Below are 19,008 nucleotides of genomic sequence, written 5' to 3' on the forward strand. Positions count from 1 at the left end.
TGCCGGGACGGTCGCCCGGAATGCGATGGCGGCGCGGATGTGCGCAGTCACGCACATCCGCTTGCCGGCCGATGACGGAGACGGGTGTGTCGCCGCCGTCCGGAGCCGGCATGGTTGCCCGCTTGCCCGGTGAGGCGCGCGAACACGCGCACGGCGTGATGGCCGCGCGAACGCGGAAAATTATAGCCAGCGGCATCGCGCATCGGCAATCGTGCGCGTGGTGTACAGGCTCAGTCGAGCGACTGTGCTTGCGCGGACGCCGTGCTCTGCAACTGGAACTTGCCGTTATCGTTGAAGAGCCAGCCTTCCAGCAGCTCGACCTGCCCCTTGCCGTCGAGCAGCTTCGCGGGAGGCGGTGGCAGCGGCGCCGCCCGGCGCAGCGACGCGAGCGCGAGCGCTTCGGCTTCGGCGTCGCCGTTGCTGCGATACACGGAGGCGTGCACGAGTCCGCCATTGCGATCGATCGTGAACGCGAGCACGACGAGCGAGCGCAGCATCGCTTGCGGCGCGCCGTGCAGCATGCCGGACGGATTGCGCTCGGCAACGCGTTCGGCGACTTCGGTGCGGTATTGGTCGAGATTCGCGCTGCGCGTGATCGACGGCAGTGTCACGACCGCATGCGGCGGGGGCAGCGTGATCGTGCAGGCGGCAAGCATGGCGACGGCGGCCAGCGCGGCGACGCGCAGCCGGACGACGCTCGGAACGGGGAGGGCGGACATGGAGCGGCGCCGAGGAACAGGATAGACAAATGATAGTCGCGCACCGGTGACACGACATCGGGACAAACGCATATCGCGCGTCGCGCGACGCTGCGCAGGCTGATGATGCGGATCGCGCGTGTCGCAAAAACGAAAGCTGACGCGTGCTGCATGCGCACCGAGGAGGTGGTGCGATGCCGCGCGATCGGGACACGTCGCCCGGCATCCGCACGTGCGCATCGCGCACGGCCAGCCGGACGGTTCAATATCCGTGCGTGACGAGCGACAGCACCGACAGATCGGGATGCGTGCCGTCGACGATGCTCTTGCCGATATGGACGGCTTCGTGGAACGCGTCGTCGAGGGTCGCGAAGCTTTCCTCGCCGTCCGCATGGAACGGAACCGCGTGGCCGGGCAGCGCGGGGTTCGCGCCCGGATGGCAGACGTAGCCCGTGTAGGTGAAGCGCGTGTCGTCGCCCGGCATCGGGCCCGGCACGACGTGGATCTCGAAGCCTTCGTAATCGACGTGGCGGGTGGGTGTCGACTGTTCGGACATGGCGGTCTCCGTGCGCCGTGCGAGCCGGTAGGCTCACGCGGCTGCGAGTTCGCGGCGGCGTTCGTGTCGCCGTTCTGATCCGAATTCTAGGCGATGGCGGGCTGGCCGGACACGTTCGGGGCGACCCGGATGGCGGCGTACGGTCGGCCGCCGCGCGCGCCCCGGCGTGCAGGCTTACGGTCCCGGCTGAAGCGGCGCGGCACGGCGAGCGTTACTGCACGCACTGCACGTCTTTCCTCTGCACGACGATGATCACCGGATACGTCCCCCGGTCGAGCTCGACGCGCGCGACGACGGTCATCGTCGTCGGGTCGGAGTCGTCGTACACGCTGACCCGCTCGTGCCGCAGGTTCGTGACGCCGGTGCAGCCCGTCGCGCGGCCATCGTCGGAGATCTTGCATTGGATCTCGTTGTCCGCGAGGTAGCGGTACGGATTGGCGCTCGCGAGATATTCGCGCAGGCTCTGCGCCGATCCGCCGACGCCCGAGACGTACGCGATCGCGCATGATTGCGCCGGCGTGTCGTTGCCGGTCGACGAGTCGGCCGACGCGTGCGCGCTGATGGCGGCCAACGTTGCGACGAGCGTCGAAGCGATGAGGTGCTTCATGGCATGGGCTCCCGTGATGCGGTTCAGAGCGCGGGATTGTAACGGGATCCCGTCGAGCGCATCCGAATGGCGGAGCGCGCGAGTGGTTGCCACGCGGCACGCGGAACAACAAAAAACCCCGCCATTCATCGAATTGACGGGGTTTTGCGCATGCTGCTGGCGGAAGCGGTGAGATTCGAACTCACGGACAGTTGCCCGTCGCTGGTTTTCAAGACCAGTGCCTTAAACCGCTCGGCCACGCTTCCACGAGGCGGCATTGTAACCGAAATGCCGCCCCTGTCATCGTCAATCGTCGCGCAGGAACAGTTCCTGCAGGTCGTTGAGGAAGCGCTGGCCGAGCGGCGTCGGCGCGATCTGCGCGAAATCGCGCGCGATCAGCCCGCGCCGTTCCGCCTCCTTGAGCGCCGGTTCGATCGTGCTCATCGGCAGGCCCGTGCGTTCGGCGAAGCTATGCACCGGGAACCCCTCGACGAGCCGCAGCGTGTTCAGCATGAACTCGAACGGCAGGTCGCGCGCGCCGACTTCTCGCTCTTCCTGCACCGGCGTGCCGGCCATTGCCTGCTCGATGAAGGTGGCCGGGTGCTTGTAGCGCGCCTGCCGCACGATGCGGTTCGGGAACGACAGCTTCGTGTGCGCGCCCGCGCCGATCCCGAGATAGTCGCCGAAGCGCCAGTAATTCAGGTTGTGCTTGCACTGATGATGCGGCTTCGCATAGGCGGACACCTCGTAGCGCGCGTAGCCGGCTTCGGCGGTGCGCGCGTGGATCCACTCCTGCATGTCGGCGGACGCGTCGTCGTCGGGCACGGCAGGCGGAAACTTCGCGAACAGCGTGTTCGGCTCGAGCGTCAGGTGATACAGCGACAGATGCGGCGGCGCGAACGACAGTGCCGTTTCGATATCGGTGCGGCATTCGTCCAGCGTCTGGTTCGGCAGCGCGAACATCAGGTCGAGATTGAAGTTGTCGAACGTCTTCGCGGCGACCTCGACGGCCGCGCGCGCCTGCGCGGCGTCGTGGATGCGGCCGAGCGCCTTCAGGTGCGTCTCGTTGAAGCTCTGGATGCCGACCGACAGGCGGTTCACGCCGCTCGCGCGGAACTGCGCGAATTTCGCCGCCTCGAACGTGCCCGGATTCGCCTCGAGCGTGATCTCCGCGTCCGCGTCGAGCGGCAGCAGCGCGCGCACGTCGGACAGCAGGCGGTCGAGGCCCGCTGCGGACAGCAGGCTCGGCGTGCCGCCGCCGATGAACACCGTGTGCACCTGGCGTCCCCAGACGAGCGGCAGCGCGTGCTCGAGATCGGCACGCAGTGCGTCGAGATACTCGGTTTCCGGAAACCGCTCGCCCTTCCACTCGTGCGAGTTGAAGTCGCAATACGGGCACTTGCGCACGCACCACGGGAAGTGCACGTACAGCGCGAGCGGCGGCAGCGACGTCAGCCGCACCTGGCCCGGCGACGTGAAGGTCGCGACGACGCGCGCGCCGGTGTCCGCAGCCTGGCTCATGCTGCCTCCTGCGACGAATGACGGTATGCGTGGGGGCTGTTGATCATTCTCCCTCCGCGAGCCGCGCGAGCAGCGCCTTGAGCGCGAGTGCGCGATGACTGAGCGCGTTCTTCACCGGCGGTTCGAGCTCGGCGGCCGTCGCGCCGAGCGCCGGCAGGTAGAAATACGGGTCGTAGCCGAATCCGTGCGCGCCGCGCGGCGCGTCGACGATCTCGCCGTGCCAGCGGCCTTCTGCAAACAGCGGCTCCGGATCGTCGGCGTGGCGCACGAGTGCGAGCACGCAGCAGTAATACGCGCTGCGGTCCGCGACGCCGCGCAGCTGGTCGACCAGATGCGCATTGTTCGCTGCGTCGCCTTTCTCGAGCCCCGCGCGCTGCGCATAGCGTGCGGAGTAGACGCCGGGGGCGCCGCGCAGCGCGCGCACGCACAGGCCGGAATCGTCCGCGATCGCCGGCAGCCCGGTGAGCTCGGCCGCGTGACGCGCTTTCGTCAGCGCATTCTCGATGAACGTGCGGAACGGCTCTTCCGCTTCCGGCACCGCGAGGTCGCCCTGCGGAATCACGTCGATGCCGACGGTCGAGAACATCGCCGTGAATTCGCGCAGCTTGCCGGCGTTGTTCGACGCGAGCACGATGCGCGACAGCGGCGGCGTGGTGCGATCGTCAGACATGACTCGCACCCAGCGCGTCCTTCTGCATCTGCACGAGCGCGCCGATGCCGCTTTGCGCGAGATCGAGCAGCGCGTTCATCTCGTCGCGCGAGAACGGCACGCCTTCGGCGGTGCCCTGGACCTCGACGAAGCCGCCCGCACCCGTCATCACGACGTTCATGTCGGTGTCGCAGCGCGAATCCTCGGCGTAATCGAGATCGAGCAAGGGGGTGCCCTCTAACACGCCGACCGAGATCGCGGCCACGTGGGCGGTGATCGGCGAGCGCGCGAGCTTGCCGGCGGCGATCAGCTTCGACACCGCGTCGTGCGCGGCGACGAACGCGCCGGTGATGCTCGCGGTGCGCGTGCCGCCGTCGGCCTGGATCACGTCGCAGTCGATATGGATCGTGCGCGGGCCGAGCGCCTCGAGGTCGAACACCGCGCGCAGCGCGCGGCCGATCAGGCGCTGAATTTCCTGCGTGCGGCCCGTCTGCTTGCCGCGCGCGGCTTCGCGGTCGCTGCGCGTATGCGTCGCGCGCGGCAGCATCCCGTATTCGGCCGTCAGCCAGCCTTGGCCGCGATCGCGCAGGAATTCCGGCACGCGCTCGGCGACGCTCGCCGTGCAGATCACCTTGGTGTCACCGAATTCGACCAGCACGGAGCCTTCCGCATGCTTCGTGTAGTGGCGCGTGATGGCGACCTTGCGCAGCTCGTCGGCGCGGCGGCCGCTCGGACGGGAAAAGGATTGCGTCATGAGCGAGATGGAGAGTGGGAGAGGAAACCCCGATTTTAGCGCCGAACGGCCCGCGCGCCCGGCGGGGTCGGCGCCAAAAATGGGATAATGCGCGTTTCCGCCCCGCGCTTCGGATGCGCCGGGCGCCTCGATTGATTCCCGGCCCGCAAGGGCATCCAGACGGCGAGACGAACCATGATCTACAGCATGACGGGCTATGCGAGCGCGACGCGCGAACTCGCGGCGGCGACAGGCAACGGCGGCACCAGCGTGTCGGTCGAATTGCGTACCGTGAACTCGCGCTTCCTCGACCTGAATTTCCGCATGCCCGACGACGTGCGCGCATGCGAGCCGGCGCTGCGCGAAATGCTGATGAACAAGCTGTCGCGCGGCAAGGTGGACGTGCGCATCAACCTGCAGCGCGGCGAGCAGAGCATCGGCGCGGGCGCGCTGAACCAGACGGCGCTCGGCCAGCTCGCCGACCTCGAGCGCACGGTGCTCGAATCGTTCCCGGGCGTCGGCCGCCTGCGCGCGGGCGAGATCCTGCGCTGGCCCGGCGTGATCGCGGAAAGCGGCGTGTCGGCCGACGCGATCCGCGATGCGGTGCTCGCATGCGGCAAGGAAGCGATCGGCGAGCTCGTCGTCGTGCGTTCGCGCGAAGGCGCGCAGCTCGCGACGATGCTGCTGTCGAACGTTGCCGAGATGGAAGCGATCGTCGCGCGCATCACGCCGCTCGTGCCGGAGCTGATCGCGAAGCATCAGCAGAAGATCGTCGAGCGGCTGCAGGAAGCGCTCGGCATCGCGGCGCCGGAGGGCAGCGCGCCGATCGTGTCGCGCGAGGAAGCCGCGGAGCGCATCCGTCAGGAAGTGACGATGTACGGGATCCGGATCGACATCGCGGAGGAGCTGTCGCGGCTCACCGCGCACCTGAACGAAACGCGCCATGTGATCGAGAAGGGCGGCCGCGTCGGCAAGCGTCTCGACTTCATGATGCAGGAACTGAATCGCGAAGCGAACACGCTCGGCTCGAAAGCGGCGGCCAAGGAGCTGGCCGACGCGTCGATGGCGCTCAAGCTGCTGATCGAGCAGATGCGCGAGCAAGTGCAAAACCTGGAGTAACGCAACATGACCGCAATTCCCCACGACGGCCACGCCGCACATTCGCTGCACGCGGGCGTCTATCCCGGCAACCTGTTCATGGTCGTCGCGCCGTCGGGCGCCGGCAAGTCCACGCTCGTGAACGCGCTCCTGTCAAAGGACGACGAGATCTGCCTGTCGATCTCGTACACGACGCGCAAGCCGCGGCCGGGCGAGCAGGACGGCCAGCATTACCACTTCACGACGGTCGACGATTTCCGCGCGCGTCACGCGGCGCACGAGTTCCTCGAGAGCGCGGAAGTGCACGGTAACTACTACGGCACATCGCGCGTGTGGATCGAAGAGCAGATGAAAAACGGCCACGACGTGCTGCTCGAAATCGACTGGCAGGGCGCGTTGCAGGTGAAGAAGCAGTTCCGCAACGCGGTCGGCATCTTCATCCTGCCGCCGTCGCTCGACGCGCTCGAGGAGCGCCTGAAGAAGCGCGGCCAGGACGAGCCGAACGTGATCACGCGGCGCCTCCTCGCGGCCGGCAGCGAGATCGCGCACGCGTCGGAAGCGGAATATGTCGTGATCAACGAGAACTTCGACCGCGCGCTCGCCGAGCTGGAATGCATCGTCGCCGCGACGCGCCTTCGCTTTGCTTCGCAGTACGCTCGACATGCGGAGCTGTTCATCGAGCTCGGCATCCACCTGCCGCACGCGGAATGACGCGAGGGACGAGGGACATAAGGTAGAATAAGCACTATATTCAGAAGGAATTACCCAACATGGCTCGCATTACCGTCGAAGACTGCCTGAAGCAAATCCCGAACCGCTTCGAACTGGCGCTCGCCGCCACCTATCGCGCGCGGCAGCTCGCGCAAGGCCATACGCCGAAGATCGAAAGCCGCGACAAGCCGACCGTCGTCGCGCTGCGCGAGATCGCGGCCGGCCAGGTCGGCATCGAGATGCTGAAGAAGGTGCCGGTCTAACCGCGCCTGCTTCGCTCCAGCCATGTAGTCCACGCGCGCAACGATTGCTGACCGAGGAGGCGAATATGAGCACCACCCCATCGTCCGCCTCCGCGGATCCGACCACCGAAGCCACGGCACAATCGCCTGCGCGCCAGTACATCAATGCGGTCCTCGAACAGTCGTTCCGGCATCTGTTCGGGCCGACCGCCACCCCGGAGCAGCCGCGCAAGCATGGCGTCGTTTCGATCGCGAAACTGACCGCCACGCTCGCCGAGTATCTCGCGCCGGAGGAAATCAAAGAGGTCAAGGCGGCGTTCCATTTCAGCGACGAAGCCCACCTCGGTCAATATCGCCAGAGCGGCGAACCCTACATCACCCATCCCGTCGCCGTCGCGGAAATCTGCGCCGGCTGGAAGCTCGACGCGCAGGCCGTGATGGCGGCGCTCCTGCATGACGTGATGGAAGACCAGGGCGTGACCAAGAGCGAGCTGGCCGAGCGGTTCGGGCCGAAGGTCGCGGAGCTGGTCGACGGCCTGTCCAAGCTCGACAAGATGGAGTTCCGCAGCCGCGAGGAAGCGCAGGCGGAAAACTTCCGCAAGATGCTGCTCGCGATGGCGCGCGACGTGCGGGTCATCCTCGTCAAGCTCGCCGATCGCCTGCACAACATGCGCACGCTCGGCGCGGTGCCGATGGAAAAGCGCCGCCGCGTCGCGCGCGAGACGCTCGACATCTATGCGCCGATCGCGCACCGCCTCGGTCTGAACAATACCTATCGCGAGCTGCAGGACATGAGCTTCGCGAACTTCAACCCGCATCGCTACGCGACGCTCGAGAAAGCCGTGAAGGCCGCGCGCGGCAACCGCCGCGAGGTGATCGGCAAGATCCTCGAAGCCGCACAGCGCGCGATGGCGGATGCGAAGATCGACGCCGAGATCACCGGGCGCGAGAAGACCATCTACAGCGTCTACCGGAAGATGCGCGACAAGCAGCTGTCGTTCTCGCAGGTGCTCGACGTGTACGGCTTCCGGGTCGTCGTCGAGAATCCGCTCGACTGCTATACGTGCATCGGTGCGCTGCATGCGCTGTACAAGCCGGTGCCGGGCAAGTTCAAGGACTACATCGCGATCCCGAAGATCAACGGCTACCAGTCGCTGCATACGACGCTCGTCGGCCCGTTCGGCGCGCCGATCGAGTTCCAGGTGCGCACGCGCAAGATGCACGAGATCGCCGAGGCGGGCGTTGCCGCCCACTGGTTGTACAAGAACGGCAGCAGCGCGGATCTCAGCGACGTGCAGAAGCGCGCGCACCAGTGGCTGAAGTCGCTGCTCGACATCCAGAGCGAGGCCGGCGATTCGAGCGAATTCCTCGAGCACGTGAAGATCGACCTGTTCCCGGATGCGGTCTACGTGTTCACGCCGAAGTCGAAGATCATGGCGCTGCCGCGCGGCGCCACGGCGCTCGACTTCGCGTATTCGATCCACAGCGATCTCGGCAACCAGTGCGTCGCCGTGAAGATCAACAACGAGCTGCTGCCGCTGCGCACCGAGCTGAAGAGCGGCGACATCGTCGAGGTGATCACCGCGCCGTATTCGAAGCCGAACCCCGCGTGGCTCGGCTTCGTGCGCACCGGCAAGGCGCGCTCGGCGATCCGTCACTACCTGAAGACGATGCGCCTGAACGAGTCGGTGCAGCTCGGCGAGCGGCTCGTCGACCAGAGCCTGAAGGGCTACGGCCTCGCGCTTGCCGACGTCGCGCCGGAAGTATGGGAAAAGCTCGTGCAGTGGACGGGCAACAAGAGCCGCCAGGAAATCTTCGCGGACATCGGCCTTGGCCGCCGCGTCGCCGCGGTGATGGCGAAGCGCATCGAGGTGCTGATGAGCGGCCGCGATGCGGACGACGATCTGCCGAAGGCCGAGCGGCATGCCGCGCATCATGCGCCGCCGGTCGTGATCACCGGCACGGAAGGGATGTCGGTGCAGTTGTCCGCGTGTTGCCGGCCGATCCCGGGCGACGCGATCATGGGCTATATCGGCATCGGCCTCGGGATGGCGATTCATACGACCGATTGCCGCGTCGCGCAGCGCATCCATCGCCGCGATCCGGGCCGCTGGATCGATGTCGAATGGGCGCCGCAGCCGGGACGCCTCTTCGACGTCGCGGTGAAGGCGCTCGTGAAGAATACGAAGGGGATCTTCGCGCGCGTGGCCGCGGACATCACGTCGGCCGACGCGAACATCGTCCACATCGCGATGGACGAGGATCTCACGCACGAATCGACCGTGCTGCGCTTCGTGATCCAGGTCAGCGACCGCGTCCACCTCGCGAACGTGATGCGGCGCGTGCGGACCAATCCGGACGTGATGCGGATCATGCGCGAGCGCTCGACCGACGACGGCACGCATGCGCGTCACGACGGCGGGATGCGCATCGAGCGCGAGCGGCAGGATTACTGACGCACCGGGTGTTCGATTCGAGCAATGCGACGGCGGCCTTGGGCCGCCGTTCTTGTTTGTGCGCGCCGGAAGTGGCGGCGGCGCTGTTGCTGGCGGCCGTCGCCCGCATGCGGAATGCAAGCCTGCGTGCCAATGATCGCGCGGACGAGCCGTACGGGCCGATCGGAAGGATGGGAGCGGGACGAAAGGCGCGTGCGCCCGGATTGCCCGAGACGCGGCGATCGAGCGGGGAGGGAGGACAAAGAAAAAGGGCCTTCCCGGAGGAAGGCCCTTGAAAGTGGCGCGGCTGGCAGGATTCGAACCCACGACCCCTTGGTTCGTAGCCAAGTACTCTATCCAACTGAGCTACAGCCGCACGCAAAGCGTTACTACTTCAAACCGACAGAGCCTTCTTCGATGGGAAGGCCCTCAATAATGGCGCGGCTGGCAGGATTCGAACCCACGACCCCTTGGTTCGTAGCCAAGTACTCTATCCAACTGAGCTACAGCCGCACGCAAAACGGTACTACTTCAAACTGACAGGGCCTTCGGTGCGGAAGGCCCTTGAATGAGGTGGCGCGGCTGGCAGGATTCGAACCCACGACCCCTTGGTTCGTAGCCAAGTACTCTATCCAACTGAGCTACAGCCGCACGCAGAAGAGGGATTATAGCAGGGTTGTTTAAAAAGGGAAGCCTTATTCGCAAAATATGCGGTCCCGGTCTTCGGGGGCGGCCCATCGTGTACCCTTGAAGCATCCGCAATCCATGTTTGAATGTGCATCATGAACAAGGCGTTTGTCAAAGAGTCGGACGGCGACGACGACGATCTCGAGCAGGCCCAGGCCGCGATTCCGGCTGGTTCGAAGAACTACATCACGCCGGTGGGGCACAAGCGGCTCAGGGACGAGCTGCTGAACCTGATCGACGTCGAGCGTCCCGAGGTCGTGCGACTCGTGTCGTGGGCGGCGTCGAACGGCGACCGTTCCGAGAACGGCGACTACATCTACGGCAAGCGGCGGCTGCGCGAGATCGACCGGCGCATCCGCTTCCTGACCAAGCGGCTCGACATCGCCGAGGTGGTCGATGCGAGCCGGCAGGAGAATACCGACCAGGTGTTCTTCGGCGCGACGGTCGACTATGCGACGCCGGACGGCGGCGAGCACACGATCACGATCGTCGGCATCGACGAGGTCGATCTCGACCGCGGTCATGTGAGCTGGATCTCGCCGGTGGCGCGCGCGCTGCTCAAGGCGAAGATCGGCGATACCGTCACGCTGATGACGCCCGTCGGGCCGCAACCGATCGACGTGCTCGACGTGCATTATCCCGCGCCGGGCGATCCCGCGGCCGGCAAGGCCTGAGCGCGGCGGGACACGCGCTGCCGTGCAAACAGAAAGCGCCCCGGTCGGGGCGCTTTGTCTTGCGGGTCTCGTTGCCGGTGTGGCCGCCGGCTGCGGACGCAGCGACGCTCAGAAGCGATGGCGCAGGCCTGCCGTGACGGAAATCTGCTTGTTGGTCGACGAGGCAGTGCCGAGGCCATTGATGTTCGCGTCGAGGTTCAGGCCGTCCGCGTTGACCTTCTGGTATTCGCCCTGCAGGTACACGTCCGTGCGCTTCGACAGCGCATAGTCGGCCTGCAGGTTGAATTGGTGCCAGCTCGGCGTCTGGCCGACGATGCGGCTGTCGGTGTACGTATACGACCCGGCGAGGGACAGCGCCGGCGTCAGCGCGTAGCGGCCGTTGATTTCGTAGTTGTTGAAACGCGTGCCGCCCGACAGGCCGGTAATGCCGCCCGTCACGCCCGATGCCGCGGCGCTGATGGCGCGGCTGTCGGTCAGGCGCGTCTGCGTGAACACGAAGCCGGCCGTCGCGGGGCCGAACGTATAGTTCAGGCCCGCGCCCCAGGTGCGCTGACGGCCGGCCGCGAAGGTCCAGTCGCCTGCGACCGCGCCGGGATCGGTGACGGCCTGCGACAATGCGTTCACGTTGTTGTTCAACTGCAGGTAGGCGGCCGCGAAGTTGAAGCCCATGTAGCTGTACGATGCGCCGACGCTGTATGCGCGGTTGTTCGCAAAGCTTGTCGAGTTCGAGAAGCCGTACAGTGCGCTGAACTTCAGGCCGCTGTAATTCGCGCTCTGGTATTTGACCGAGTTGTTGATCCGGAACGAGTTGTTCAGGTTGTCGTTGTCGAACGGGTGCGCGAACTGGGTGCCGCCGTATTGCGTGCCGGTGAGCGACAGCGGGCCGAGATAGTCGACGACGCTGTCGTACTGGCGGCCGAGCGTGACCGAGCCGTAGATGTCGTGCGCGAGGCCGACGAAGGCCTGCCGGCCGAATTCGCGGCCGTTCTGCTTCAGCGTGCCGTTATTGATGCCGAAGCCGTTTTCCAGCGTGAAGATCGCCTTCAGGCCGCCGCCGAGATCCTCGGCGCCGCGCAGGCCCCAGCGGCTGCCGTTGACGGAGCCGCTCGTTTCCTGCCACGCGCTGTGGCCGCCCTGGTTGTTCGTGTACGTGATGCCGGCATCGATCAGGCCGTACAGCGTGACGCTGCTTTGTGCATGCGCGGCAGTCGCAAATACGCCCGACAATGCCGCGACGATCAGGGTCTTTTTCATTGATCTGTCTCCAAACAGGATGATGGAAATCGAACCTGCTGCTGGCACCGGCGAGTGTGTGCGGCGAATCAGTGTCAAATCGCGATGACGCCGGGCGGGCGTGGACGCCCTCGTTTCTTCGGACCTCATGCAAAGTGTATGGAGCGGCCCGGAGCGGCGAGGAAAACACTTTAAACAATAGTCTATTTTGGATTTCGCAATGAATGCCGGGTGGCCGGAAAGCCCTGTCCGTCAAGGGTCTGCGGCGATGCAGCGAGCGGGTGGGGCGATGCGGCCGGCGGTTCGAGCGTTGCGCGATCGCGACAGGTGGTTATTGGCAGGCGCCGGGCGCGCCAGCGCGATTATTGCCGTGGCGGCAATAGAGGTTTGTGTGGAGCATGGATAATGAAAGGATGTTATGTCGCTATACTGCAATCTCTGCTTTCCGAAGCAGACTTTTTCGTTGACGGAAAAGATCTCCAAACCTTTGTCGGCGCGACTTCCCAGTCGCGCTTTTTTTTTGCGCCGCCTCCCTGACTCCTACTGCTCGTACCAGCGGCGTCGGCGCTTGGCCGGCGGCAGCGCTTCCTTTTTCTCGGCCGGCGGCGGCTCGTGCGCCCAGTCTTCCATCACGTAATGACGCGCGTCGAGCGGCGACGCAAGCAGGTTCTGCCAGTGGTCGCCATGCCAGGTCGTGTCGAACTCGGCGTCGCAGGGCGTTTCACGTGCGGTGTCGGCAAGTGCGCGGGACTTGCGGCGCACGCGTCCGAGCCGGCTCGCGAAGCGCTTGATTCCGTCCAGCCACATGACTTTCTCCCACACCGTACGCGTCGGTTCAGCATCGCAACGCCGTGCGCTTTCCGCAACCCGGAAAAAACCCGAGGATTTTACCGGCCCGATATGGCCCCGGTAGGTTTTTCGTGGTTCGGATTATCGCGGAGCGGGTCCCCGGTAATAATGACAGGTTCTTGGCGGGGGCGATTTATTGATAAGGTTCGGGTACCGATTCCAGTGGCATTTACGGTTTTTTTATAATGCGGTCACTCAAAATTTTCTTGACGCGACCGGATTATCCAATTTATAAAGTCAGCACTCCGTCCTCGGGCGGTGCGCTTCTGGCTTGTGCCGGCGTGACGTCTCGGGGTTTCGGAAAACGGCTATAAAGAATAGCTTTTTTGATCAAATCGAGTGGGGAACGAAGGTATGGATACCGGTATCGTGAAATGGTTTAACGATGCTAAGGGCTTCGGTTTCATTACGTCGGACAATGGCGGCGAGGATTTGTTTGCGCACTTTTCCGAAATCAAGATGGACGGTTTCAAGTCGCTGAAGGAAAATCAGCGCGTTTCGTTCGACGTCAAAGTCGGGCCGAAAGGCAAGCAGGCGGCGAATATCCAGGCGATCTGACACGCTGCGCGTTGCCGATCACGTCCGAGCCCCCGCAATGCGGGGGCTTTTGCTTTGATGGGCGCATTGATGGGCACTTTGACGTATTGAACCGCGCCGGTGGCCGGTTCGTGCTGGCCGCGGATGCGCAAGCCAGTGCATACTGATGAAAGCGCCGTTTCCCCAGTCCTTTCATGTCCGATTCCCGCCCGTCCGATCCCGCCTGCGAACTTCCGCTCGTTTTTGTCGACCTCGAGACCACCGGCGGCTCGTCCGCCGAGCATCGCATCACTGAAATCGGCGTCGTCGAGATCGGCCCGCATGGTGTGTCGACGTGGACCTCGCTCGTCAATCCCGGGCAGCCGATTCCGCCGTTCATCCAGCAACTGACGGGCATTTCCGATGCGATGGTGCGCGATGCGCCATCCTTTGCATCGCTGGCGCCCGCACTGTTCGAGCGGCTCGACGGCAAGCTGTTCGTCGCGCACAACGCAAGCTTCGATCGCGGCTTCCTGCGCACCGAATTCGAGCGCGCCGGCCTCGCATTCAATCCCGACGTCCTGTGCACCGTGCGGTTGTCACGTGCGCTGTTTCCGCGCGAGTCGCGGCACGGACTCGACGCGCTGGTCGAGCGGCATCGCCTCGTGCCGTCCGCCCGGCATCGGGCGCTCGCGGACGCGGACCTGCTGTGGCAATTCTGGCGGCAGTTGCATGAAATCGTGCCGCTCGAGCGGTTGCGCGAGCAGATCGCGCGCACGACACGGCATTTCCGTCTCGCCGGCGGCATCACCGAAGCCTGGCTCGACACGGCGCCGGCGGGGTGCGGCGCCTATGCGCTGTTCGGCGAAGCGGACGAGCCGCTCTATGTCGGGCGCAGCGTACGCGTGCGGCAACGGTTGCGCGCGCTGCTGACCGGCGAGCGGCGTTCGTCGAAGGAGATGCGCCTCGCGCAGCAGGTACGGCGCGTCGAATGGCGCGAGACGGGCAACGAACTCGGCGCGATGCTGGCCGAGGCCCAATGGATCGCCCGCCTGCGGCCGGCGTTCAATCGCCGTCCGGCGGACACAGCACGCGCCGGCACCGCGGCGCCATGGCCGTTCGACGGCGCGGTGGCGTTCGAAGCGCGCGGCGAACGCACGCTGTTCCATGTGATCGACGGCTGGCGTTATCTCGGCGCGGCGGAGTCGATCGACGCCGCCGCACGGCTTGCCGCCGAGGAAGCCGCGGCGACATTCGAGCCGTCCACGTATCGTCTGCTGCAGACGCACCTGTCGCGCGGGCTGCAGCTGATTCCGCTCGCCGTGCTCGCGCCCGCCGGCTGACCGGCCGAGCGTCAGCCGATCAGCCGATCGCACTCGCGCCGCCTGCCGCGCACACGTGCGACAACGCGGTGCCGAGCGCTTGCGCCTGGCTCGCGTCGTAGCGCGTCAGCGATTTCCAGTTTGCAATGCTGCGGGCGAGCCGTGCCTGGCAGTCGGGCGCCGTCCTCAACGGTTCGACCTGCGCAAGGCCGGCGAGCATCGCCTGCGTCAGCAGGTCGAGCTTCGGGCGCGTGCTCGTCGCGAGATCGGGCGGCGTGCCTTCCGGCGGCCGGGTTGCACGCCATGCGGCGAACAGCGCGTTCTGCACGTCCTTGCTCGCCGCGATCTGATCCTCGAAGAAGGTCCGGGCGAACGCCGGATCGACGCCGGCTCGGGCCGCGCGCTGTTCGACCGACGCGAGCAGTTCCGCTTCGCGCGGACGGTCCTCGATCGGCTTGTGGTTCGCCCATTTCCAGCGTGCCACCGGCTCGGCGAGCGCGAGGCGCTGTGACGCGAGCGCGACGAGGTTGGTCAGGGCCGTATCGTCGCCGTCGGCATGGACGGCGGGTGGCACGGAGAAGAGGGCGAGGCCGAGCGCTGCCGCGGCAAGGCCGGCGCGAATGGGATGCTTCATCGGAACGATCGGGGCCGGGCGAACCGGAAGTGGAAAAACAGAAGGATAGACGAAGACAGTCGCGCGGCGTGGCGTCGCGACAGGAGAATCAGCGGACGAACTGATCCGGCACCGTCAGGTCATTGCGACCCGGGTGCGAGGCGAACTGCGGCCAATGCGCAGCGATGTACCGCACGGTCTCGAGCGTCGACACGCGGCGGTTACAGAGCGGAATGCCCGTTCACTTCGGCGAATACAGCTTGTGCTGTTCGTCGAAGAAAGCCCGGACGTGTTCGGGCAGCTCGGCGAGGAATTCCACGCCAACAGGCTCCGGATCCGGGCTCATCACTTGGTCCGGCGGCGGCATGCGAATCGGTTTTTCGTCCATGATCGTTTCTCCAGCAGGTTCAATAATTATCAGCCTCGCGCTCGAATTTATGCCAGAAACGAATCGTTAGATTTTGTCTCTGTTGTATTAACGGCACATGGTTTCCCGCGCACGGTGTGATGCCGGCCATCACTCACCGCGGAATCGGCAACAATCCTGGCCCTTGTTATACTTGCGCGCACTTTTTTTGGACCCCGATGAAACGAACGACGCGATGGATCGGCCTTGTATGGCTGGCGCTGGTACTGAACGTACTGTCGCCCGTCATCGGCTACGCGCGTCTCGCGTCGAGCGGTTCGGGGGAACTCACGCTCGAGTTGTGCAGTGCAGCGGGGGCGCGTCAGGTCGTGCTCGCGCAGGCCGCCGGCGATCACGACACGTCGTCGTTCGATCATGCGGGCGTGCCGCACTGCGTGTACTGCCCCGGCTTCGCGGCAAACGTCGCACTCGGCGCGAGCCTGCCCGCGATGCCGGGCTTCGTACGGACGTTCGCGATCCGCACGCCGGCACCGACCGTTCCCGTCTCCGTGCGCAAGGGCATTCGTCTTGCCCAGCCGCGCGCCCCGCCTGAAACCGTCTCGATCTGATTCCGCGCGCGCCTGACGGCGCGCATCCGCCTGCGGTGCCGGCCGCGTGCGTCGCGCCTGCGTCGGCGCGCCGCGCCGCCTTGCAGCGGGCGGCGTTCAATCACGTTTTCAGGAAATCACCCATGTCGTTCACCGTTGCCGCGCGATCGTCGCGCGGCCCGCTCGCGCTTGCCTGCGCGGCTGCCTTTGCGTGGCCCGCCGCCGGTGCGGCGCAACCGGACGCCGCGCGCGTCGACCCCGTACCGGAACCCGCCAGCGAGGCGAGCCGCGCATCCGCTGCGGCGTCTGCCGCCGCGCCGGCCGCGCCGGATGCGGCCGCCGACGTGCTGACCGCCGTCACCGTGACCGCGCAACGGCAGCCGGCCGATCCCGACACGCCGGCCGTCGTCGAGTCGATCACGCGCGAGCGCATCGACGCGCACACCAACGTCAACACCGAGGACGCGCTGAAATACGCGCCGAACCTGATGGTGCGCAAGCGCTTCATCGGCGACCGCAATGCGGTGTTCGCCGGTCGCGACTTCAACGAGTTGCAGAGCGCGCGCGGGCTCGTCTATGCCGACGGGCTGCTGCTGTCGAACCTGCTCGGCTCGAGCTACGCGTATCCGCCGCGCTGGTCGCTGATTCCGCCCGACGACATCGCGCGGGTCGACGTGCTGTACGGCCCGTTTTCCGCGCTGTACCCCGGCAATGCGATCGGGTCGACCGTGCTGCTCACGACGCGCCGTCCCGACAAGCTCGAGGCGTCGCTGTCGACGCAATTCTTCACGCAGCGCTACCACGACGGCTACGGGTTCGCGGACAGCTTCGGCGGCAACCACCAGACCGCGCGGATCGCGAACCGCGTCGGCCGCTTCTGGTTCGCGCTGTCGCTCGACCGGCTCGAGAACAACGGCCAGCCGATGCAGTACGCGAGCCCGGCTGCCGCGTACAACCCGAAGCTCGGGCGTGCAGTGCCGGTGACGGGGGCCGTCGCCGACATCGGGCCGAACGGCAAGCCGCGCACGATCGTCGGCGCGCAATCGCTCGAGCGCACCGAGCAGATCAACGAGACGGTGCGGATGGGGTACGCGTTCACCGATCACGTCGACGCGACGCTCACGCTCGGCCACTGGGAGAACCACTACCGGCAGCACGGCGAGACGTTCCTGCGCGACGCGGCGGGCAATCCCGTGTATGGCGGCAACGTGTCGATCGGCGGGCAGAACATGACCGTCGCGCCGAGTGCCTTCGCGCCGCAGCGCGGCGACCAGGAGAACTGGCTGTATGCGCTCGGGTTGAACGCGCGGTTCGATGCCGGCTGGCGGCTGTCGGGCGTCGTGTCCGCGTACGACGTGTCGCGCGACGTGCAGCGTGCCGCGTCGACCGCGCAGGGCGGCGCGGGCACGCTGTTCCAGGGCGACGGCACCGGCTGGCGCACGCTCGACCTGAAGGCGGAAGCGCCGCAAGTGAAGGGGCACACGTTCACGTTCGGCTATCACTACGACAACTACTTCCTGCGCAACGTCACGTACAACACGGCCGACTGGCTGGCGGGGCCGACGACGTCGCTCGCGAGCGTCTACCGCGGCGACACGCGCACGCAGGCGCTGTTCGCGCAGGACGCGTGGCGGTTCGCGCCGGGCTGGCTCGCGACGCTCGGCCTGCGCTACGAGCGCTGGGACGCGTACGGCGGCGCGCTCGGCAACGCGAACGGCACGCTCGGCTATGCGGATCGCGGTGCGAACGCGCTGTCGCCGAAGGTCGCGCTGCAATGGGATGCGACGGACGTCTGGCGCTTCCGCCTGTCGTTCGCGACGGGCACGCGCTTCCCGACGGTCGGCGAGCTGTTCCAGGGCACGATCTCGAACAACGCGATCGTCAACAACAACCCGGGCCTGCGGCCCGAAAAGGCCATCGACTGGGACTTCACGGCCGAGCGCGACGTCGGTGTCGGCGTCGTGCGCGCGAGCGTATTCCAGAGCGACCTGCGCGATTCGATCTACAGCCAGACGACGGTGTCGGGCGCATCGACGGTCACGAACATCTCGAACGTCGACCGCGTTCGCGTGCGCGGCGTCGAGCTCGCGTTCAGCGGGCAGAACGTCGTGCTGAAGGGGCTCGACGTCGATGCCAACGTGTCCGCGAGCAACGCGCAGATCCTGGCCGACGCGGCGAATCCCGCGTACGTCGGCTCGCGCTTTCCGCGCATCCCGCGGATGCGCGCGAACCTGCTCGCGTCGTACCGCTTCGACGAGCACTGGCTTGCAAGCGTCGGCGTCCGCTATTCGGGGCGCCAGTTCAACACGCTCGACAACAGCGACGTGAATCCGGACGTCTACGGCGGCACCAGCTCGTTCACGGTCGTCGACCTGAAGGCGCGCTACCGCTTCGACCGGCACTGGGTCGCGTCGGTCGGCATCGACAACCTGACGGACCGCCGCTACTACGTGTTCCACCCGTATCCGGGCCGCACTTTCTATGGAGAACTGAAGTGGTCGCTGTGAAATCGCTGGCGGCAGGCTGAGCGCTGTGGCTCGCGGCACGGTCGGCGCGCGGCGGCCATGCCGCGCGCCGTCGAATGCAGCCGCGCGCCCGCAGGCGCGCGAAAGGGAACAACGGGAACGTCAGGTCGCTCGCTTGAAAAGACGGATCACGAACAGCAGGATCACCGCGCCGATGACGGCGACGATCACCGAGCCGATGAAGCCGCTGCCGACGCTGATGCCGAGCAGCCCCGCGAGCCATCCGCCGATGATCGCACCGACGATCCCGACGATGATGTCGACGATGAGCCCGAAGCCGCCGCCCTTGACGAGCACACCTGCAAGCCAGCCGGCGATCGCGCCGATGATGAGCCACATTATCAAGCCATGAGTCATGTTGGTCCTCTCCAGTTGATGAATCGAATCGACCGGACGTCGGGCGGTG

The 19,008-nt window shown here is 66.1% G+C and carries 20 protein-coding genes and 4 tRNA genes; 9 read left to right on the plus strand and 15 right to left on the minus strand.

Annotated features, from left to right (window positions below; genetic code table 11):
- Window positions 1–230: 230 nt before the first annotated feature.
- The 7 genes from ACV229_RS34535 to rph all read right to left on the minus strand — a co-directional run bounded on the left by ACV229_RS34535 (window position 231) and on the right by rph (window position 4,764).
- A complete protein-coding gene (locus ACV229_RS34535; RefSeq protein ID WP_448087565.1) occupies window positions 231–719 on the minus strand; it encodes a TonB family protein in 489 nt (162 codons plus the stop codon).
- 241 nt (window positions 720–960) lie between these two features.
- The gene (locus tag ACV229_RS34540) at window positions 961–1,254 is read right to left on the minus strand and encodes a hypothetical protein (protein ID WP_448087566.1); all 294 of its coding nucleotides are present in this window, start codon (window positions 1,252–1,254) and stop codon (window positions 961–963) included.
- A gap of 211 nt (window positions 1,255–1,465) precedes the next feature.
- Window positions 1,466–1,861: a hypothetical protein gene (locus ACV229_RS34545; RefSeq protein ID WP_448087567.1), complete on the minus strand. Its 396-nt coding sequence runs from the start codon at window positions 1,859–1,861 to the stop codon at window positions 1,466–1,468.
- Window positions 1,862–2,018: 157 nt separating this feature from the next.
- Window positions 2,019–2,106, minus strand: a tRNA-Ser gene (locus ACV229_RS34550).
- Between the two features lie 40 nt (window positions 2,107–2,146).
- Window positions 2,147–3,361 (minus strand): radical SAM family heme chaperone HemW, encoded by a 1,215-nt coding sequence (hemW, locus tag ACV229_RS34555; RefSeq protein WP_448087568.1) that lies wholly within the window; start codon window positions 3,359–3,361, stop codon window positions 2,147–2,149.
- Window positions 3,362–3,404: 43 nt separating this feature from the next.
- Window positions 3,405–4,031 (minus strand): RdgB/HAM1 family non-canonical purine NTP pyrophosphatase, encoded by a 627-nt coding sequence (gene rdgB, locus ACV229_RS34560; protein WP_448087569.1) that lies wholly within the window; start codon window positions 4,029–4,031, stop codon window positions 3,405–3,407.
- Window positions 4,024–4,764, minus strand: coding sequence for a ribonuclease PH (rph, locus tag ACV229_RS34565; protein ID WP_448087570.1), 741 nt, complete (start codon window positions 4,762–4,764; stop codon window positions 4,024–4,026). Before rph ends, rdgB begins: the two co-directional genes overlap by 8 nt.
- Before the next feature lie 174 nt (window positions 4,765–4,938).
- On the opposite strand from rph, the gene ACV229_RS34570 reads away from it, so the two are divergent.
- The 4 genes from ACV229_RS34570 (at window position 4,939) to ACV229_RS34585 (ending at window position 9,250) form a co-directional block, all read left to right on the plus strand.
- A complete protein-coding gene (locus ACV229_RS34570) occupies window positions 4,939–5,862 on the plus strand; it encodes a YicC/YloC family endoribonuclease (protein WP_448087571.1) in 924 nt (307 codons plus the stop codon).
- A 6-nt stretch (window positions 5,863–5,868) separates the two neighbouring features.
- Window positions 5,869–6,552: a guanylate kinase gene (gmk, locus tag ACV229_RS34575; protein ID WP_448087572.1), complete on the plus strand. Its 684-nt coding sequence runs from the start codon at window positions 5,869–5,871 to the stop codon at window positions 6,550–6,552.
- 59 nt (window positions 6,553–6,611) lie between these two features.
- Complete coding sequence (rpoZ, locus tag ACV229_RS34580) at window positions 6,612–6,815, plus strand: DNA-directed RNA polymerase subunit omega (protein WP_006999799.1); 204 nt, start codon at window positions 6,612–6,614, stop codon at window positions 6,813–6,815.
- Window positions 6,816–6,880: 65 nt separating this feature from the next.
- Window positions 6,881–9,250, plus strand: coding sequence for a RelA/SpoT family protein (locus tag ACV229_RS34585; RefSeq protein WP_448087573.1), 2,370 nt, complete (start codon window positions 6,881–6,883; stop codon window positions 9,248–9,250).
- Window positions 9,251–9,528: 278 nt separating this feature from the next.
- Here ACV229_RS34585 and ACV229_RS34590 read toward each other — a convergent pair.
- From ACV229_RS34590 to ACV229_RS34600, 3 genes are all read right to left on the minus strand, one after another.
- Window positions 9,529–9,605: transfer RNA gene (locus tag ACV229_RS34590), tRNA-Arg, on the minus strand.
- Between the two features lie 60 nt (window positions 9,606–9,665).
- Window positions 9,666–9,742 (minus strand) — tRNA-Arg (locus ACV229_RS34595).
- Window positions 9,743–9,803: 61 nt separating this feature from the next.
- A tRNA-Arg gene (locus tag ACV229_RS34600) sits at window positions 9,804–9,880 on the minus strand.
- 131 nt (window positions 9,881–10,011) lie between these two features.
- Between ACV229_RS34600 and greB the strand changes: the two genes are divergently transcribed.
- Window positions 10,012–10,590 carry a transcription elongation factor GreB gene (gene greB, locus ACV229_RS34605; RefSeq protein WP_448087574.1) on the plus strand — a complete coding sequence of 193 codons (579 nt, stop codon included), beginning with the start codon at window positions 10,012–10,014 and terminating at the stop codon, window positions 10,588–10,590.
- A 108-nt stretch (window positions 10,591–10,698) separates the two neighbouring features.
- Here the strand turns inward: greB and ACV229_RS34610 are convergent, their stop codons facing one another.
- Complete coding sequence (locus tag ACV229_RS34610; protein WP_448087575.1) at window positions 10,699–11,844, minus strand: porin; 1,146 nt, start codon at window positions 11,842–11,844, stop codon at window positions 10,699–10,701.
- Between the two features lie 519 nt (window positions 11,845–12,363).
- Window positions 12,364–12,630, minus strand: coding sequence for a hypothetical protein (locus tag ACV229_RS34615; protein WP_448087576.1), 267 nt, complete (start codon window positions 12,628–12,630; stop codon window positions 12,364–12,366).
- Between the two features lie 396 nt (window positions 12,631–13,026).
- On the opposite strand from ACV229_RS34615, the gene ACV229_RS34620 reads away from it, so the two are divergent.
- Window positions 13,027–13,230, plus strand: coding sequence for a cold-shock protein (locus tag ACV229_RS34620; RefSeq protein WP_448078187.1), 204 nt, complete (start codon window positions 13,027–13,029; stop codon window positions 13,228–13,230).
- 173 nt (window positions 13,231–13,403) lie between these two features.
- Window positions 13,404–14,531, plus strand: coding sequence for an exonuclease domain-containing protein (locus ACV229_RS34625; RefSeq protein WP_448087577.1), 1,128 nt, complete (start codon window positions 13,404–13,406; stop codon window positions 14,529–14,531).
- 19 nt (window positions 14,532–14,550) lie between these two features.
- Here the strand turns inward: ACV229_RS34625 and ACV229_RS34630 are convergent, their stop codons facing one another.
- Together ACV229_RS34630 and ACV229_RS34635 are read right to left on the minus strand one after the other, a co-directional pair.
- The gene (locus ACV229_RS34630) at window positions 14,551–15,144 is read right to left on the minus strand and encodes a chorismate mutase (RefSeq protein ID WP_448087578.1); all 594 of its coding nucleotides are present in this window, start codon (window positions 15,142–15,144) and stop codon (window positions 14,551–14,553) included.
- Between the two features lie 220 nt (window positions 15,145–15,364).
- Window positions 15,365–15,511: a hypothetical protein gene (locus ACV229_RS34635; RefSeq protein WP_448087579.1), complete on the minus strand. Its 147-nt coding sequence runs from the start codon at window positions 15,509–15,511 to the stop codon at window positions 15,365–15,367.
- A gap of 197 nt (window positions 15,512–15,708) precedes the next feature.
- Between ACV229_RS34635 and ACV229_RS34640 the strand changes: the two genes are divergently transcribed.
- The gene (locus ACV229_RS34640; protein ID WP_448087580.1) at window positions 15,709–16,098 is read left to right on the plus strand and encodes a DUF2946 domain-containing protein; all 390 of its coding nucleotides are present in this window, start codon (window positions 15,709–15,711) and stop codon (window positions 16,096–16,098) included.
- 122 nt (window positions 16,099–16,220) lie between these two features.
- Window positions 16,221–18,584 carry a TonB-dependent receptor gene (locus tag ACV229_RS34645; RefSeq protein ID WP_448087581.1) on the plus strand — a complete coding sequence of 788 codons (2,364 nt, stop codon included), beginning with the start codon at window positions 16,221–16,223 and terminating at the stop codon, window positions 18,582–18,584.
- Between the two features lie 120 nt (window positions 18,585–18,704).
- Here ACV229_RS34645 and ACV229_RS34650 read toward each other — a convergent pair whose 3' ends face one another.
- The gene (locus ACV229_RS34650) at window positions 18,705–18,959 is read right to left on the minus strand and encodes a GlsB/YeaQ/YmgE family stress response membrane protein (RefSeq protein WP_448078195.1); all 255 of its coding nucleotides are present in this window, start codon (window positions 18,957–18,959) and stop codon (window positions 18,705–18,707) included.
- Window positions 18,960–19,008: the final 49 nt, after the last annotated feature.

This window comes from Burkholderia sp. MR1-5-21 (genome assembly GCF_053427715.1).

Bases quoted from the DNA above. Each gene is read 5' to 3' on its own strand.
- ACV229_RS34535 (WP_448087565.1), bottom strand. From the start codon at position 719: ATGTCCGCCCTCCCCGTTCCGAGCGTCGTCCGGCTGCGCGTCGCCGCG.
- ACV229_RS34540 (WP_448087566.1), bottom strand. From the start codon at position 1,254: ATGTCCGAACAGTCGACACCCACCCGCCACGTCGATTACGAAGGCTTC.
- ACV229_RS34545 (WP_448087567.1), bottom strand. From the start codon at position 1,861: ATGAAGCACCTCATCGCTTCGACGCTCGTCGCAACGTTGGCCGCCATC.
- hemW (WP_448087568.1), bottom strand. From the start codon at position 3,361: ATGAGCCAGGCTGCGGACACCGGCGCGCGCGTCGTCGCGACCTTCACG.
- rdgB (WP_448087569.1), bottom strand. From the start codon at position 4,031: ATGTCTGACGATCGCACCACGCCGCCGCTGTCGCGCATCGTGCTCGCG.
- rph (WP_448087570.1), bottom strand. From the start codon at position 4,764: ATGACGCAATCCTTTTCCCGTCCGAGCGGCCGCCGCGCCGACGAGCTG.
- ACV229_RS34570 (WP_448087571.1), top strand. From the start codon at position 4,939: ATGATCTACAGCATGACGGGCTATGCGAGCGCGACGCGCGAACTCGCG.
- gmk (WP_448087572.1), top strand. From the start codon at position 5,869: ATGACCGCAATTCCCCACGACGGCCACGCCGCACATTCGCTGCACGCG.
- rpoZ (WP_006999799.1), top strand. From the start codon at position 6,612: ATGGCTCGCATTACCGTCGAAGACTGCCTGAAGCAAATCCCGAACCGC.
- ACV229_RS34585 (WP_448087573.1), top strand. From the start codon at position 6,881: ATGAGCACCACCCCATCGTCCGCCTCCGCGGATCCGACCACCGAAGCC.
- greB (WP_448087574.1), top strand. From the start codon at position 10,012: ATGAACAAGGCGTTTGTCAAAGAGTCGGACGGCGACGACGACGATCTC.
- ACV229_RS34610 (WP_448087575.1), bottom strand. From the start codon at position 11,844: ATGAAAAAGACCCTGATCGTCGCGGCATTGTCGGGCGTATTTGCGACT.
- ACV229_RS34615 (WP_448087576.1), bottom strand. From the start codon at position 12,630: ATGTGGCTGGACGGAATCAAGCGCTTCGCGAGCCGGCTCGGACGCGTG.
- ACV229_RS34620 (WP_448078187.1), top strand. From the start codon at position 13,027: ATGGATACCGGTATCGTGAAATGGTTTAACGATGCTAAGGGCTTCGGT.
- ACV229_RS34625 (WP_448087577.1), top strand. From the start codon at position 13,404: ATGTCCGATTCCCGCCCGTCCGATCCCGCCTGCGAACTTCCGCTCGTT.
- ACV229_RS34630 (WP_448087578.1), bottom strand. From the start codon at position 15,144: ATGAAGCATCCCATTCGCGCCGGCCTTGCCGCGGCAGCGCTCGGCCTC.
- ACV229_RS34635 (WP_448087579.1), bottom strand. From the start codon at position 15,511: ATGGACGAAAAACCGATTCGCATGCCGCCGCCGGACCAAGTGATGAGC.
- ACV229_RS34640 (WP_448087580.1), top strand. From the start codon at position 15,709: ATGAAACGAACGACGCGATGGATCGGCCTTGTATGGCTGGCGCTGGTA.
- ACV229_RS34645 (WP_448087581.1), top strand. From the start codon at position 16,221: ATGTCGTTCACCGTTGCCGCGCGATCGTCGCGCGGCCCGCTCGCGCTT.
- ACV229_RS34650 (WP_448078195.1), bottom strand. From the start codon at position 18,959: ATGACTCATGGCTTGATAATGTGGCTCATCATCGGCGCGATCGCCGGC.